The organism is Paludicola sp. MB14-C6 (assembly GCF_030908625.1).
Taxonomy (GTDB): Bacteria; Bacillota; Clostridia; order Oscillospirales; family Ruminococcaceae; genus Paludihabitans.
Genome location: NZ_CP133133.1, coordinates 1,073,248 through 1,087,272, shown reverse-complemented (window position 1 = coordinate 1,087,272; position 14,025 = coordinate 1,073,248). Strand labels below are relative to the sequence as shown.

Annotated in this window: 10 protein-coding genes; 3 read left to right on the top strand and 7 right to left on the bottom strand. The window is 33.2% G+C overall.

Annotated features, from left to right (window positions below):
* Positions 1 to 34: 34 nt before the first annotated feature.
* The 3 genes from RBG61_RS05140 (at position 35) to RBG61_RS05130 (ending at position 5,883) form a co-directional block, all read left to right on the top strand.
* Positions 35 to 1,825 carry a Na/Pi cotransporter family protein gene (locus tag RBG61_RS05140; protein WP_307946380.1) on the top strand — a complete coding sequence of 597 codons (1,791 nt, stop codon included), beginning with the start codon at positions 35 to 37 and terminating at the stop codon, positions 1,823 to 1,825.
* 175 nt (positions 1,826 to 2,000) lie between these two features.
* Positions 2,001 to 2,816 carry a GH25 family lysozyme gene (locus RBG61_RS05135; protein ID WP_307946378.1) on the top strand — a complete coding sequence of 272 codons (816 nt, stop codon included), beginning with the start codon at positions 2,001 to 2,003 and terminating at the stop codon, positions 2,814 to 2,816.
* Positions 2,817 to 3,021: 205 nt separating this feature from the next.
* A complete protein-coding gene (locus RBG61_RS05130; protein ID WP_307946377.1) occupies positions 3,022 to 5,883 on the top strand; it encodes an alpha-mannosidase in 2,862 nt (953 codons plus the stop codon).
* Between the two features lie 204 nt (positions 5,884 to 6,087).
* Here RBG61_RS05130 and RBG61_RS05125 read toward each other — a convergent pair whose 3' ends face one another.
* From RBG61_RS05125 to pseG, 7 genes are all read right to left on the bottom strand, one after another.
* Positions 6,088 to 7,365, bottom strand: coding sequence for a DUF4183 domain-containing protein (locus tag RBG61_RS05125; RefSeq protein ID WP_307946375.1), 1,278 nt, complete (start codon positions 7,363 to 7,365; stop codon positions 6,088 to 6,090).
* A gap of 134 nt (positions 7,366 to 7,499) precedes the next feature.
* The gene (locus RBG61_RS05120; RefSeq protein WP_307946374.1) at positions 7,500 to 7,868 is read right to left on the bottom strand and encodes a DUF4183 domain-containing protein; all 369 of its coding nucleotides are present in this window, start codon (positions 7,866 to 7,868) and stop codon (positions 7,500 to 7,502) included.
* A 144-nt stretch (positions 7,869 to 8,012) separates the two neighbouring features.
* A complete protein-coding gene (locus RBG61_RS05115) occupies positions 8,013 to 10,052 on the bottom strand; it encodes a glycosyltransferase (RefSeq protein WP_307946372.1) in 2,040 nt (679 codons plus the stop codon).
* Between the two features lies 1 nt (position 10,053).
* Positions 10,054 to 10,404 (bottom strand): tetratricopeptide repeat protein, encoded by a 351-nt coding sequence (locus RBG61_RS05110; RefSeq protein ID WP_307946369.1) that lies wholly within the window; start codon positions 10,402 to 10,404, stop codon positions 10,054 to 10,056.
* Positions 10,401 to 12,353: a motility associated factor glycosyltransferase family protein gene (locus RBG61_RS05105; RefSeq protein WP_307946365.1), complete on the bottom strand. Its 1,953-nt coding sequence runs from the start codon at positions 12,351 to 12,353 to the stop codon at positions 10,401 to 10,403. Before RBG61_RS05105 ends, RBG61_RS05110 begins: the two co-directional genes overlap by 4 nt.
* Positions 12,350 to 12,658 (bottom strand): hypothetical protein, encoded by a 309-nt coding sequence (locus RBG61_RS05100; protein ID WP_307946362.1) that lies wholly within the window; start codon positions 12,656 to 12,658, stop codon positions 12,350 to 12,352. The genes RBG61_RS05105 and RBG61_RS05100 overlap by 4 nt, the downstream gene beginning before the upstream one ends.
* Entirely contained in the window at positions 12,651 to 14,024 is a 1,374-nt protein-coding gene (gene pseG, locus RBG61_RS05095; protein ID WP_307946360.1) for a UDP-2,4-diacetamido-2,4,6-trideoxy-beta-L-altropyranose hydrolase, read from the bottom strand. Before pseG ends, RBG61_RS05100 begins: the two co-directional genes overlap by 8 nt.
* Position 14,025: the final 1 nt, after the last annotated feature.

Here is a 14,025-nt window from a genome sequence, read left to right as displayed (position 1 = left end):
TATAGAAAGAAAAAATCCAAAATTGGAGGATACTATGAATAATGTTTTAAGTTTTATTACGATGGCAGGCGGACTTGCTTTCTTCCTGTATGGAATGAACATTTTAGGCTCTGGATTAGAAAAACTATCGGGTGGCCGTATGGAGAAAACGCTTGAAAAGATGACAAGTAATGTTTTTAAGAGTTTATTGTTAGGACTTATTGTAACAGCTGCAATCCAAAGCTCTTCAGCAACAACTGTTATTGTAGTAGGTCTTGTAAATGCGGGAATTTTAAAGCTCAGAAATGCAATCGGTGTTATTATGGGTGCCAACATTGGTACTACAGTAACGTCTATTATATTAAGTTTAGGAGATTTAGATAAGAATGAAAGCGCAGGCATCATTTTAAAGCTGTTAAAGCCAACAACAATCGCACCGGTAATTGCGATAATTGGAATTATTATGTTAATGTCAGCAAAACGTTCAAAATCTAAAATGATTGCTGAAATATTATTAGGATTTGGTATCTTATTTAACGGAATGTTTATTATGACAGAGGCAGTGGCACCGTTTAGCGACTCACCGTTTTTTAAAGAGCTGTTTTCCACTTTATCAAACCCACTCCTTGGAATCCTTGCAGGAACAATTGTAACAGCGATTATTCAAAGCTCTAGCGCATCAGTAGGCATATTACAAGCTGTAGCATCAAGCGGCGTTGTATCCTATTCTGCTGCGATTCCGATTATTATGGGACAAAACATCGGTACATGTGTAACATCTTTAATATCTAGTATTGGTGCAAACAAAAATGCGAAGCGAGCAGCTATGGTGCATTTATATTTTAATTTAATAGGTACGATTATATTCTTTACTGTTGTATATACCCTACAAAGTATAATCCATTTTCCATTTTGGGATAAAGCAATTTCTATGGCTGGAATTTCTGGCGTTCATATTATTTTCAACCTAGCAACCACTGCTATTTTTATTCCTTTTACAGGGTTACTTGAAAAACTGGCAGTATGGACAGTAAAAAGTAAAAAATCAGAAGAGAATGAGGCAATAATTGAAGTTGTAACACTTGATGATCGATTCCTACGTTCCCCATCAGTTGCATTAGGACAATGTGAAGAAGTTATTAAAAATATGGGAGAATATGCAAAGAAAAACTTTGAAAAAGCTGTTACCTTATTTGAAAAATATGATAAGAAAAAAGCAGATAGTATTCGAGAGTATGAAGAAGCAATCGATAGAATGGAAGACAAGGTCAACAACTATCTCGTTCAATTAACAAACTATGAGTTATCAGAAACAGAAAGTAAAACGATTACTCATTATTTAAAGTTAACTTCGGAATTTGAACGTGTTGGTGATTATACAATAAATGTTGTAGAACTTGCCGAGCGCTTATATGAAAAGCAAATGACATTTTCAGAGAAAGCACAAGGTGAGCTGCAAGCAATCAGTGAAGCTGTTGATGAAATAATCGGAATGGCGATTCAATCTTTTACAGAAAATAGCACAGAAATCGCTGAGAAAATTGAACCGTTGGAAGAAACAATTGATACAATGGAAGATACATTGAAATTCCGACATATCGAACGATTAAAAAATGGAAAATGTGCCATTGAAAGTGGCTTGATTTTTCTAGAAATATTAGCGAATCTAGAACGAATTTCAGATCACTGTTCCAATATAGCAGTTTATATTATAGGCATTAACAATAATCGAGAATCATTGAATAGACATGAATATCTCAAGCGAATCCATAATAATGATACTGGTGAATTCAAAGAGAATGTTGAAATCTATAATAAGAAATATTTCAAACGAATAGAACGATAAGCAATATTAATGAATTTAGTATAGAAAGACTTGCATTTTAGGTGCAAGTCTTTTGCTTTAATCATAGAAGATCAAAAAAAGTATAAAATTTATTGCTACTTGCAAGTTATGTGTTACAATTCTAATCACTATTGAATAGTATAGATTGTCAAAGACTAAAAGGAGGATCTATAATATGAGTAAACTTGTAATCAATGGGATAGATGTATCCAAATATCAAGGGCAGATTAACTGGAATACGGTTAGTAACAGCGGCGTAAAATTTGCAATGATTCGTGCTGGCTGGTGCGGATATGATGGTAATATAAAAGAAGACGAATATTACAGAACAAATATGGAGGGAGCAATTCAAGCTGGTTTGAATGTAGGTGTATATGTTTATTCTTATGCAAAAACGGTTGATGCTGCAGCAATTGCCGCACGACAAACACTCGAATTGGTAAAGCCATATAAAGTAACGTATCCAATTGCATTTGATGTAGAAGATGAAATTTATACAAAATATAAACCACAAGATAACAACGCATTAGTAATTGCTTTCCTTGATGCAATTGAGAGAGCAGGGTATTATGGTATTGTTTATACCTACACTTATTTTGCACAAACTCACCTAGATATGAAAAATTTGAAACGCTTTGATATGTGGATAGCAGATTACAGGGGATATGTAGGCTATAAAGGTGCATATGGAATGTGGCAATACTCTGCAAAAGGAAAGATTGACGGTATTGGCGCTGACGTAGATTTGAATATGGCTTATAATGATTATCCTAAAATTATCCAGACTGCAGGGCTCAATAATATACCAAAAGTAGATTTATCGGTTGTAAACTACAAAAAGTATACTATTCAAAAGGGAGATAGCTTTTGGAGTATAGCAAAATCACAAATGGGTAATGGATTATATTTTTGGAAGGTTGCTCAAGCAAACGGATTAAAAGTAAATAGTGTTATTTATCCGGGACAAATTATAAAAATTCCTAATAAATAATCATAATGGTTATTATATGATACCCTCAGATTTTAATCTGAGGGACTTTTATTTTTATTATTTCCTCGAATTTTTGAATTTGTTATATGAAATGTAAGATATATATTGACTTTTTGGTAGATAACCTTACAATCAATTTATAGATTATTTTTCTTAATGATAGCATAAGTGTATCGACTATTATAAAAAGGGATGGGAATTGAAAATGAGTAATTTGTCTTCCAAGTACACAAATTTGAAAAGGATGGTTGGCGGTAATCGTGAAAAGCTGCATTATGAGGAAACTTTTGGGATGTCAATAGAAGAGTTACAGTATATTACACCGCCGAATAAGTGGATTCGCCGTATTTTATCAGAAATTGAGTTTGCAATTCGTCTTTCTTCAGTGAATGATAATAAATTTGATGAAATTATTGATCATGCAATTGACTATTTACAAAAAGCAATGGACGAAGATGGAGTTTTAACAAAAGCAAATTGTTTTGCTGCTGAAGAACTGTTAATGCTTTGTAAAGATGCTGCAAAGGAGTATCGCCTGATTTTAGCAGGTCATGCCCACATTGATATGAACTGGATGTGGGGTTGGCAAGAAACAGTTGCTGCAACCCTTTCTACATTTCGTACTGTGCTGCATTTAATGGACGAGTATCCCGATTTCTGCTTTTCGCAATCTCAAGCTTCTGTTTATAAGATTGTAGAGGATTATGATCCCGCAATGATGGATGAAATAAAGAAAAGAATAAGAGAAGGTCGCTGGGAAATTACCGCTACTGCTTGGGTTGAAACAGATAAAAATATGCCAAATACGGAGTCACTTTTACGCCATATTCAATATACAAGAGATTATTTAAAAGAGCATTGGGATATCAATCCAGATTCATTGGAAGTGGATTTTTCTCCTGATACCTTTGGACATAGTGCAAATATTCCTGAAATTGATCAATTTGCTAATGTAAAATACTATTATCATTGTCGAGGCTTAGATGGGGATAATGCCCTCTACCGTTGGAAAGGGCAATCAGGCAAGGAAGTATTGGTTTATCGTGAACAATATTGGTATAATAGCGCAATTACGCCGCTTGCGGGCATCGGTATTATTGATATTTCCAAACGTTGCGGTGGATTAAAAACAGGTTTAATTGTTTATGGTGTTGGAAACCATGGTGGCGGACCTACAAGAAGAGATATCGAACGTGCGATTGAGATGAATGAATGGCCAATTTTTCCTGTTATGCAATTCGGAACTTTTCGTGAGTTCTTCCAAATTGCTGAATCAGTTAAGGATAAGCTGCCATTAGTACAACATGAGTTGAATTACATTTTAACGGGATGCTATACAACACAAAGCCGCATTAAGTTAGGAAATCGCCATGCAGAAGCAGCTTTATATAATGCGGAAGGCTGGAGTGCGCTATCCTCTCATACAGTCAAAGCGCCATATATGAAAAACCAATTAAAAGAAGCTTGGCAGAAGGTATTATTTACGCATTTCCATGATATCCTTACCGGTTCTTGTGTACAAGAAAGCCGAGAACATGCTATGGGATTGTTTGCAAATGCAATGGCAGTAACCAATACACAAACAAGCAATGCATTACGCAATATTTCCGAGCATATTGATACATCATCTATAATAATAGATAAGGATATTGAATCATCTCAATCAGAGGGTGCAGGAGTAGGCTATGGTATTGAAAACTATGCCGGTGTCCCAAGTCCGGAAAGAGGAGCAGGTAAGACTCGTATTTTTCAAGTATTTAACTCCTCAGGGCATACTCGTACACAGCTAGTCGAAATAACCGTATGGGATTGGGTTGGCGACATGCGCCGTATTCAGGTTGAAGATACACAAGGAAATGAACTACCTTTCCAATTAGTTGATAGCGAATTAAAATGTTATTGGGATCATCGCTATTTTCGCATTTTAGTTAATGCATCTGTTCCTGCTTTTGGTTATACAACTCTTGTATTAAAGGAATCCGAACCAAAGGAATATACAATATACTATCAACCGGAGCAACGAACACATCATGCTGTATGTAATTTTATATTAGAAAATCGGTTTATTCGTGCAGAATTTGATTTTAAAACAGGTGCATTGATATCCTTTATTGATAAAGAGTCAGGAAAAGAACAAATTCGCTTTGGTGAATGTGGTTCGCTTGTTTATATTGAAACAGAGGCTGATACCTCTAGTGCTTGGGTAATCGGACGTTATAATAATTTAGAAAAAGTATCTAGCACTCGTCGTATACATGATTTGCCGTATTCTTCAAAAGACGGAATACGGCAAGGATTTGAAATGGAACAAGTAATAAAAAATTCAGTGATTAAAACGGTAGTGACTTTGGATAAAGATTCAAAAGCTTTAACCTATCACTTTGAAGTAGATTGGCATGAGGTATCTCGAAATCATAGCCCAGTTCCTGTTTTAGTCTATACCTTGCCTTTGCAAGCGCAGGTGAAGGAATATTTACGTGATATTCCTGCCGGTGCACTTTATCGTTCAGGCGAACACATTGAGGTAGCCGGATTGCAATACGCAGCCGCAGTAGTAGAAGACCGCTTAATAGCGCTTGTTACGGATTGTAAATATGGCTATCGTTGTGCAGATCAAAATTTAACTTGTACTTTGATTAACTCTTCTACAAGTCCTGATCCATATCCAGAAAGAGGAATTCACAAAATTAAGCTTTCAGTAGCTGTTGCTCCAAATTGCCCTAAAACAATGAAAGAATTAGCAAGTGATTTGAATCAACCACTTTGTTATCAACCTTCCGGCTCACATAAAGGCATATTGCCGTCAGAAAGCTCTTTGTTGCAATTTGACAGCGAAACCGCTGTGCTTTCCGCTGTTTTACAAGCAGATGATGAAAGCTTGTTGGTACGTTGCTATGAAACTTGTGGTAAACAGTCAAGCGTTACCATTACGATGAATCAAAAAGTTAATTCTGCTGAAATGATTGATTTAATGGAAAACTCCGTTGATAAAAAAGTAACTATATCAGATAGTAGCGTAACTTTTGAAATAGAACCTCATACAATTCAAGCTGTTAAAATTCAATAATATAAGCTGATTGATTCAGTATAGAAGCCATACAGCTACGACAGACGTTGTAGCTGTATGGCTTTTGCTATGCTTTCATTAAAATAGTTGAATTGTTAATGCAAATCTCAAAAGTATATTTGGATAGAATAAAGCTTAGTTTAAATGAATATTAGGTAGGTTGCAATGATTAATAATATTTCATTATTTCTCCAAGCTGTTATTCTATGTATTTTCAATGATTTCTGCTTGAATAGATTGTAAAGTGATAGGGGCGCCTTTAACAGGTAAATCCTCTGTTTTTAAACTGAGACAGTTTTTAGTAACAATATAGTTTGTTGTCGGCTGTATTACGCCGTTCACATATAGGCTTTGTAACGAACTTTGTTTCGGATCCAGTATTTTTTTGCTGTTATACATAGTTATTTTATTTTCGTTGGTGTAAACTTTATTTTCATTAGCGTACGTGTTAAATTGTAATGTATCAACTTTTAATAATTGACCTTCCAGTCCTCTTACAACAACAGATTCCAGTATAATTGTAGAATCCTTTTTAGGAATGTCGGTAGTAGTTAGGTATAGGACATGGTTTTTTACCGTAAAATTTGTTAAAGGTTGTAAAACACCATTGATGTAGAGATTGAAATAGGATATTTCGCCTGTATCAGGAATGCCTTTATCACCATATTGCGTTAATTCATCGGAATTAGTAAATTCTCTTTTCTCACCATTGGATAACGTATTATATTGATAATTTTCGGCTTTTAATAATTTTTTAGAATTGCTTAGATAAATAACAAAGAAGATATTGATTGGCTGGCCTTTTTGCGGAAGATCTACAGTGGTAAATTCGAGACGCCCGTTTGATAAAATATAATCAGCCTTTGGCTGTAATATACCATTCACAAACACATTATAATAGGATACTTGATTCGGTGAAAGAATACCAATACCGCCATATTTTTTTAAATCATCTTCATTAGTATAAATACGTTTGTCAGATTCAGCTATTGCATTAAACTGATAGATATCGGCTTTTAGCAAAGTTTCTTTACACATTAAGTGAATTTTACTCTCAAAAATCAAGGTGTTACATATTGAATAAGGTGCAATGCTGTTTTGCTTTGATGTATCAGTTGAGGTTACACATGTATCAATGTCAATTAACACGCCGACTTTATCTGGCATAGATTTACATTGAATTAAGAAAGCATCGCAGTAAAACCGACAAACGGAAAATGTTAATTTAGTGTCTTTCGTCGTAATCATATCAAAACATCTAATGCAATGAAATGGAATAGGTTGAGAGAGATTTTTTCCATCAAAGCAATATGCTACAAAGCCAGTGATTAACACGAATACATTTCTTTGCATTCCGGCCTCTGTACCGTTTTGAAAAAACGATAATTGAGTATAAGTAATAGCTTGTGGTGAATAAGGATTTATGGTTTTTCCATTTTTATCCGTTAAATAACAAGTAATAGGAAAAGAATATTTTAACATCATATCAACTCCAACTTTTTATAAAATATCTTAATCTATATGTAACGATGTGGTGAAACAACGTTTCACCACATTAACGAGACTTTATAAGCTTTGAATTCTAGAAATTCTTATAATTCTAAGCGTTCTTTTTGTTATGATGTTACGGTTGTTGAAGATACTGGTACGAAGTTTGTTACATTTAGCGTAATTGGTGCACCTTCTGGAATTGTAAATGTTGCTGTACCTGGAACAGCAATAGTAAGGCTTGCACTAGTAACCGTATAAAGAGCAGTTTGTTGTAACTCACCGTTGATGAATAACATATAGAATCCATTGTTGGTGTTTTTTGTAACGATTGCTGTTGCAGCGTCGCCATTATTTTTTGTAAATTTATTTGCTGCAATTACTTTGCTTGCGCCTGAAAAAGCTGCAGTATTAGCATATAAAAAATTGTTTGCTGTTGGAACAGTAGTAGTATTAGTTGTTGCGCTTATAACGAGTTTAAATAAAGAAACAGCCATTGTATAACCTCCTAATATTTTACTCAATACCTTTATTCTTAGCTACAAGATAAACTCTAAAAGAACGTATTTAGGCGTAAGAAGTATTAAGTCATTAGTATTATATGCTAATGAAATTTTGTTGTGATAAGCATATAAAACTATTTATTTTAAAAGATGATCGACTTTATTGATTTCCTTTTTTAAAAGCCCCCAAGAGGGATGCTGTTTCATTGATTCAGATAGGTAACCTTTAATGGTATTTTTACAAATAGTAATATAAAATTCAATAAACACCATTGTAATATCATAATCAGTAAACAGTGATTCTTTATTTTGAAACCATAAACTACTTGCAATGTAGGATTGAATTAAGCTTTTATTAGATTTGTTTTGTTTTAGTTTAATAAATTTAATGAGAGCTTTATAAAATTGGTGTTTTCTTAAAGCTATAATACCTTGGATAAATGAAATCATATCTTGCTTTTTATGAAACCAACGATTTTCTTGCAAAATGTTGCTGCTATCAAGGCAATCCAATAACAGCTGTGGTTCTTCCTCTAATTCATTTTGTATTTTATCTTGAATATCAGCGTTTACGGGATCACATAGTAAGGCACGTAAATACGCTGTAAATGCTGCCTGATTTCTTGATTTGCTTTTATAATAATCGCCTATTTCCATATGAATTTGAAAAGAGGAAAGATGATTGCTTTGTATTTGTGATACCTTTAAGTTGCGATAAAAATTGAGAAGTGATTTACTAGGCATAATCTTTTGGGTGGTTTTTTCCGGTTTGGCATTACACTGCATTGTATGAACCAAAGAAAGTAAATCTTTTACTTGTTGTTTTGACCAAACAACAAGTTTTTTTTCTTTCGTTAATGTAATATCATTATTCTTAATGAATTGATGCGCTATATCTAGTTGATCTTGATATAATAAAAATCCGATAATTTTTGTTTTAAATAATTCTTGTTTTTCCAAGTCGGAAATAGTTGAATATATTTCTTGTATTCTATCAAACTCACCTTGTAATGCCAATGACCTAGCTAGTTCGACCTCATATTCATCATATGCGTTGTTTGGAAAGATTGGATTTGGGAATTTTGATAATAAATTTTTATCATTCGTTGCTTTTGCAAATAAATAAACCTTATATAAAAGCTGCTGATTCCAATCGTTTGCCACATATGCATTTAAATATAGTTTCAGTGCTTTTTCGTATTGAAAAGTATTATCATAAAGTAATGCTAATGCTTCTATAGCAACAGAAGCATCAATTTCAGGAGGTGGTACTAAAAAGTTTGGGCGTTCTCTGGTGTTAATACAAGTTTCAAAATCCGATACCGCTTGTTCATATTGTTCTCTTTGACAATGTAATTCTCCTCGTAATACATAAAAATCGGTATAATACGGGAAGTGATGTATTCCTTCGTTTAAAATTTCTAAAGCTGAATCTAGTTGCTGTGTAATGAGATAAAGCCAAGCAAAACATTTAAACAGGTGTGGTGCATATAGAAAATCAAGATTTACCTCTTGATAAGCTTTTTGAAAAGCCAAAATACTGTCATCATACGCTTGCTCATTAACAAGAATTGTGCCATAAATATACTGCATATAACTGTCGTTTGAATAGTTTAAAATGAGTTGATGCAAGAGCTGTATTCGTAAGCTGAAATCCCAAGCCATTACATTAGGATTCCTATTGATAAGTTGAATGTCTACATCTTCAATATTGGATAACACTTCATCAGCAATACGCTCAAAAGTAGGATATTGAAAGCGATAGATGTCTCGATTACGCAACAAACGTATTGATTGAATAGGAGAAAACAATGTGAAATTGTCTAAATGATAATCCATGTAAAACATATAAGCTTCTACATTTGGATTGTCAAGAAGTGTTGGAATGAGGCAAAGCTGCTCTATTTTGATTCGCTCATTTGGTTGTAAAAATAAAACCCATTTTCCACTTGCTTTTTCCATACATAAGTTCTTCACAATACTAAAATCATTCTTCCATTCAACAGAATAAACTTTTGCACCCTCTTGTGTTGCAATTTCTGTTGTCTGATCGGTAGAACCTATATCAGCAATAATAATTTCATCCACAATATCTTTTACGGATTTAAGGCAATCAGCCAAATGCTTTTCATCATTATAGGTAATCATGCACAAGCTCAAGAGCTTTTTGTCTTTCATATTAAAAAGCCCCCTTTTTGTTTAATTGAGCTGTATCATATATTCCTAACCGATAGGAAAGTTCTTGGATTTTTTCAATTACAAAAGTTTCGTTTGAATAACGTTTATAATATTCTTTATATAGTAAGAGTGCATTTTCAAGCTTGTTTTGTGTTTCAAGGATTAAAGCATAATGATATAAAATATTCGCATTGCAAGGGGAGTGTTCATATGCTTTATTCAAATACTGATATGCATTTTCAAAGTCTTTTAATTGATATAGCAATACACCAACATCATTATAATATTGAGCATTATTTGGCTCTTTTATCAGCTTTTTAAGTACGATATTAAGATGATCTATATTGTTCATAGCTGTTCACCTGCTTTGTTATTTTGCCATTCTGCTAATACAGTTTTGAGTTCTTCAACAGCTTTTTCAAAATGATTGGAGATACTTTGCGTAATCACATTAAAATGGCTATAAATATCGTAATGTATTCGGAAAACCTCTGTAATCTTTTCTGGCGTGTTAATCAAACCCAAATGGTTAATCGAATAATAATTTGCAATAATAGCTTGTTGTAAAAAACTTCGCATTAAGGAATCAGACATGAAGTCATTAAATACTTGCACATTTTCTTGATAGGTCTTTTCGAGTAAATCACGATTTCTTTCTTGATTGATTGGTATAGATAAACGAAGCATTTTTTTGCAGTTTAATTTACCCTCAATTGTTTTTAAAACATATTGGCGAAATTTGAATTGATAATCTTCCATGCTTTTTATAAATTCTTTTAGTTTTTCAATTCTTTGTGGAAAATCAATGAATGCGCAACTTTCGTTTACTATTTCATGAACAGGATTTCGATAGGAATTCATACAATATCGTTTTATTGCATTGTTGAGTGTATCACATACGGTTCCTTCTATTTTTGCTCCACCTTCTGTTGCATTAACAAATTGCAAATTGGAGTCTTGTAAAGAATGAAGTGCAATTTTACGTTCCAATCCTTTTTTAAAATTTACCCATAGCTGATTAGAAGCAATCGGATTTCCGTTGTTTCCTTCAACATATTCAATCGGCATGGATTGAATTGCTTTTTCTAGTTTTTCGCCTGATTTTTCCGAATAAATAGAATCGGTACTATGAGAAACACTATTTTGTCCATAAGCAAAATCTTGACCGACGTAGACAATTGGGTTTGCTCCTAAGTAAACTGCAATTTCTGTTGCAAGATGTGATACGTTTGAGCCAACGTCTAATGTAATATTATCGCCAAGATAGGAACTAAACCATTCATTGACTACTTCTTTTTCTCGAAATATTGGGATTTTAGGGCCGGCAAAGGATGGATAAACATGCTTATTTACTACAGCTAAGCTTAAAAGTACAAGGTCATTTGGATAATCAATATTTTTAAAGTGGTAAGTATAGGTGTTTGGGGTTCGCTCTATAACTGCTAAGATATCGGGCTTGATATTGTTTTTTAAAAGGGGAATGATTGCAGATTCTACAGCAATAATAAGCCCTTTATCTTGTACTTTCTTCAATTGCTGAATATTTTGATCTAAAGAAGGTCCATTGGCAATAATAAAGGCTGGAATGTTTTTATATTGACTTTTTAAACAATTGATATTGGGAGCTTTTATTATTTCATGAACATTGGAAACCAAATTACAAAAACCAATTAGATTATCTTTATGGTCGTTTCCTACATAAAAAATAAATAAGGATAATTGAGAAAGTACGTATTGATATATTTGGTTATATTCTTGTTTGAAATTTCTTTCCGCAATCTTAGTAAAAATAATAGTTGGTGAAGTGCAACTTATAAAATAGGCACTATAAAAAAGCTGTTCTAATGCAGTAGCAAAATGCTCACTATTTCCTATGAAAAAAAGGATTTTATGTGTTTTTATTATTGGTTCTAAATCAAAATAGCAAAGCATTGCTTTGAATAGATATAAATTCTCTTCAAAAACGACAACGAAAGTATGAGGTTGTTTGTGTTTAAAAAGTTCAAACAAAGGATAACCAAAACCTGAACCAAAAAGAAAGATTGTTGAGGAGTCTTGCGTTACTGTGCTTTCATACCATCTTTCTGATTCTTGAGTTGGACATTTTGAGTTAATATGAAATACTTTTTCACCTTGATGATAACAGCAAATTGGCAGCCCTTCATTGTTATATGTAATTTCGATTTTCTCTTTCATTTTGTTATCATCAATTAGTGAAATGGTATCTCGAAGCCATGGCGTTAAAAGCTGCAAGTTTTTTTCAAGCATATTGCTTGTTTCGTGTTCTTTGGCAACCATCATTTTTCAGCACACCCTTCTTCTATTTCTTTCAATAAGGGATAAATATCATATTCTAAGGTATCAGCCATGCCAATGATATCATCGTTTTGCATACAAGATAGTAATGCTTTCATATAAGGCAAAATATGTTCAATGTCAAGAGTAACTTCATTCGAACATTCGTAAATGTCTAGCAAATTCTCAAAATCATCTATAAAGCAGATTATTGCAATGATACCATCTTCATCCTTGCAATGATTGAAAAACTCAATTGCTGCAAGTAGGGAATGAAGTAATCGCTCTTTTATATTGTAAATGTTATTCATTCTCATCATCATTACCCTCATCGTAAATTAGTTCTTTCCAGCCTGCTAACTGATATTGCTCCATATTCTTTAGCGTTTGATATGTCATGTTTTGCATTTTTATATGAAATAAATGAAGCAAATCAGCTTTCTCTTTTTGTTCGGCTGTTGATATAAAAAGTGGTTTCATAAGATCGGCTTGCTTTTTAATCTCATCTAATACGTTACGTAATTCGGAAATGCTACAGATATATCGAAATACTTCTTCAACATATTCCTTTATTTCTGGCGTATAAAGATCGGATTTATCATGATTATTTTCATTAATAATCATTTTGGCCCTCCTTTTTTTGTGAATCGCAATGGAATCTAATAGTTGCGTTGCAAGATAATAAGCACCATGCCCATCAACAGCTTTAAGCTCTTTTTGACAAAGCAGAATTCTAAGGTTTTTATTTTCTAGTTCATTTATGGATTGCATGATATGTTGAATACAATATTTGGTGTCAGTTCGAAAGTCTCCACAATCACGCATCACATTTTGTTCACCGAAAGCTTTGCGAATGCGTGTTTGATTATCGGCAAAGCTAAAGATAATAGACGGTGTGCCACAAGCACATAATTCATACAAGGTTGTTCCACTCGCTGAAATAGCAATATCACATTTTAATAGTAACTGGGATATGCATTCAATGTTTTCATAGATATGCAATTGATTGCAATGCTTTGCGATTTTTTTCAATTGTGCTGTATTGGTAAAGTAATTTCCTATAACAATATGAATCTTTTTGTTCCTAAAAGATTTCTCTTTTAAGATGTGTTTTGCTAATAAAAAACATATGTTGTAAGGATCTGTTCCACCAGTTGTAATCAGAATATCCTCAATATGCTCGCCAATTTCCTTTAGCGTAACATGTTGGAACTCTTCCCGTAAAGGAGCATACTTTGCTCCAAGTAATAACTTCGTTTGTGAATTTTGATATAGCTTTTCATAAAGTTGATAGTCGGAAAAGATGTTATAGTTTATCAAAATATCAACCGAAAACCTCGTTTCCGCAAGGTCATCTATGTATGCAGTTAAAACATTATTTTTGAGCGTTTCAAAATATTTATTTGAAATAAAATAGCTGTCAACGATGAGGCAATTTACTTGCTTGTTTGTAAGGATAGGAAGTAGCAGTTCAACCTCGTTTTCCAGGTGCTTATAATCTGAGTCAAGGACGATATGTTGAAAGTTGGCTTTTTTGATGATATCCGTTGGATGATAATCTGCAGTAATAAAAAGCACCTCAACGTTACGTTTCACAAGCTCTTTTGCAACAGAAATACATCGCATAATGTGACCTAAACCAATTTGTTTATTTGCATCCACTCGAAAAGCAATCATT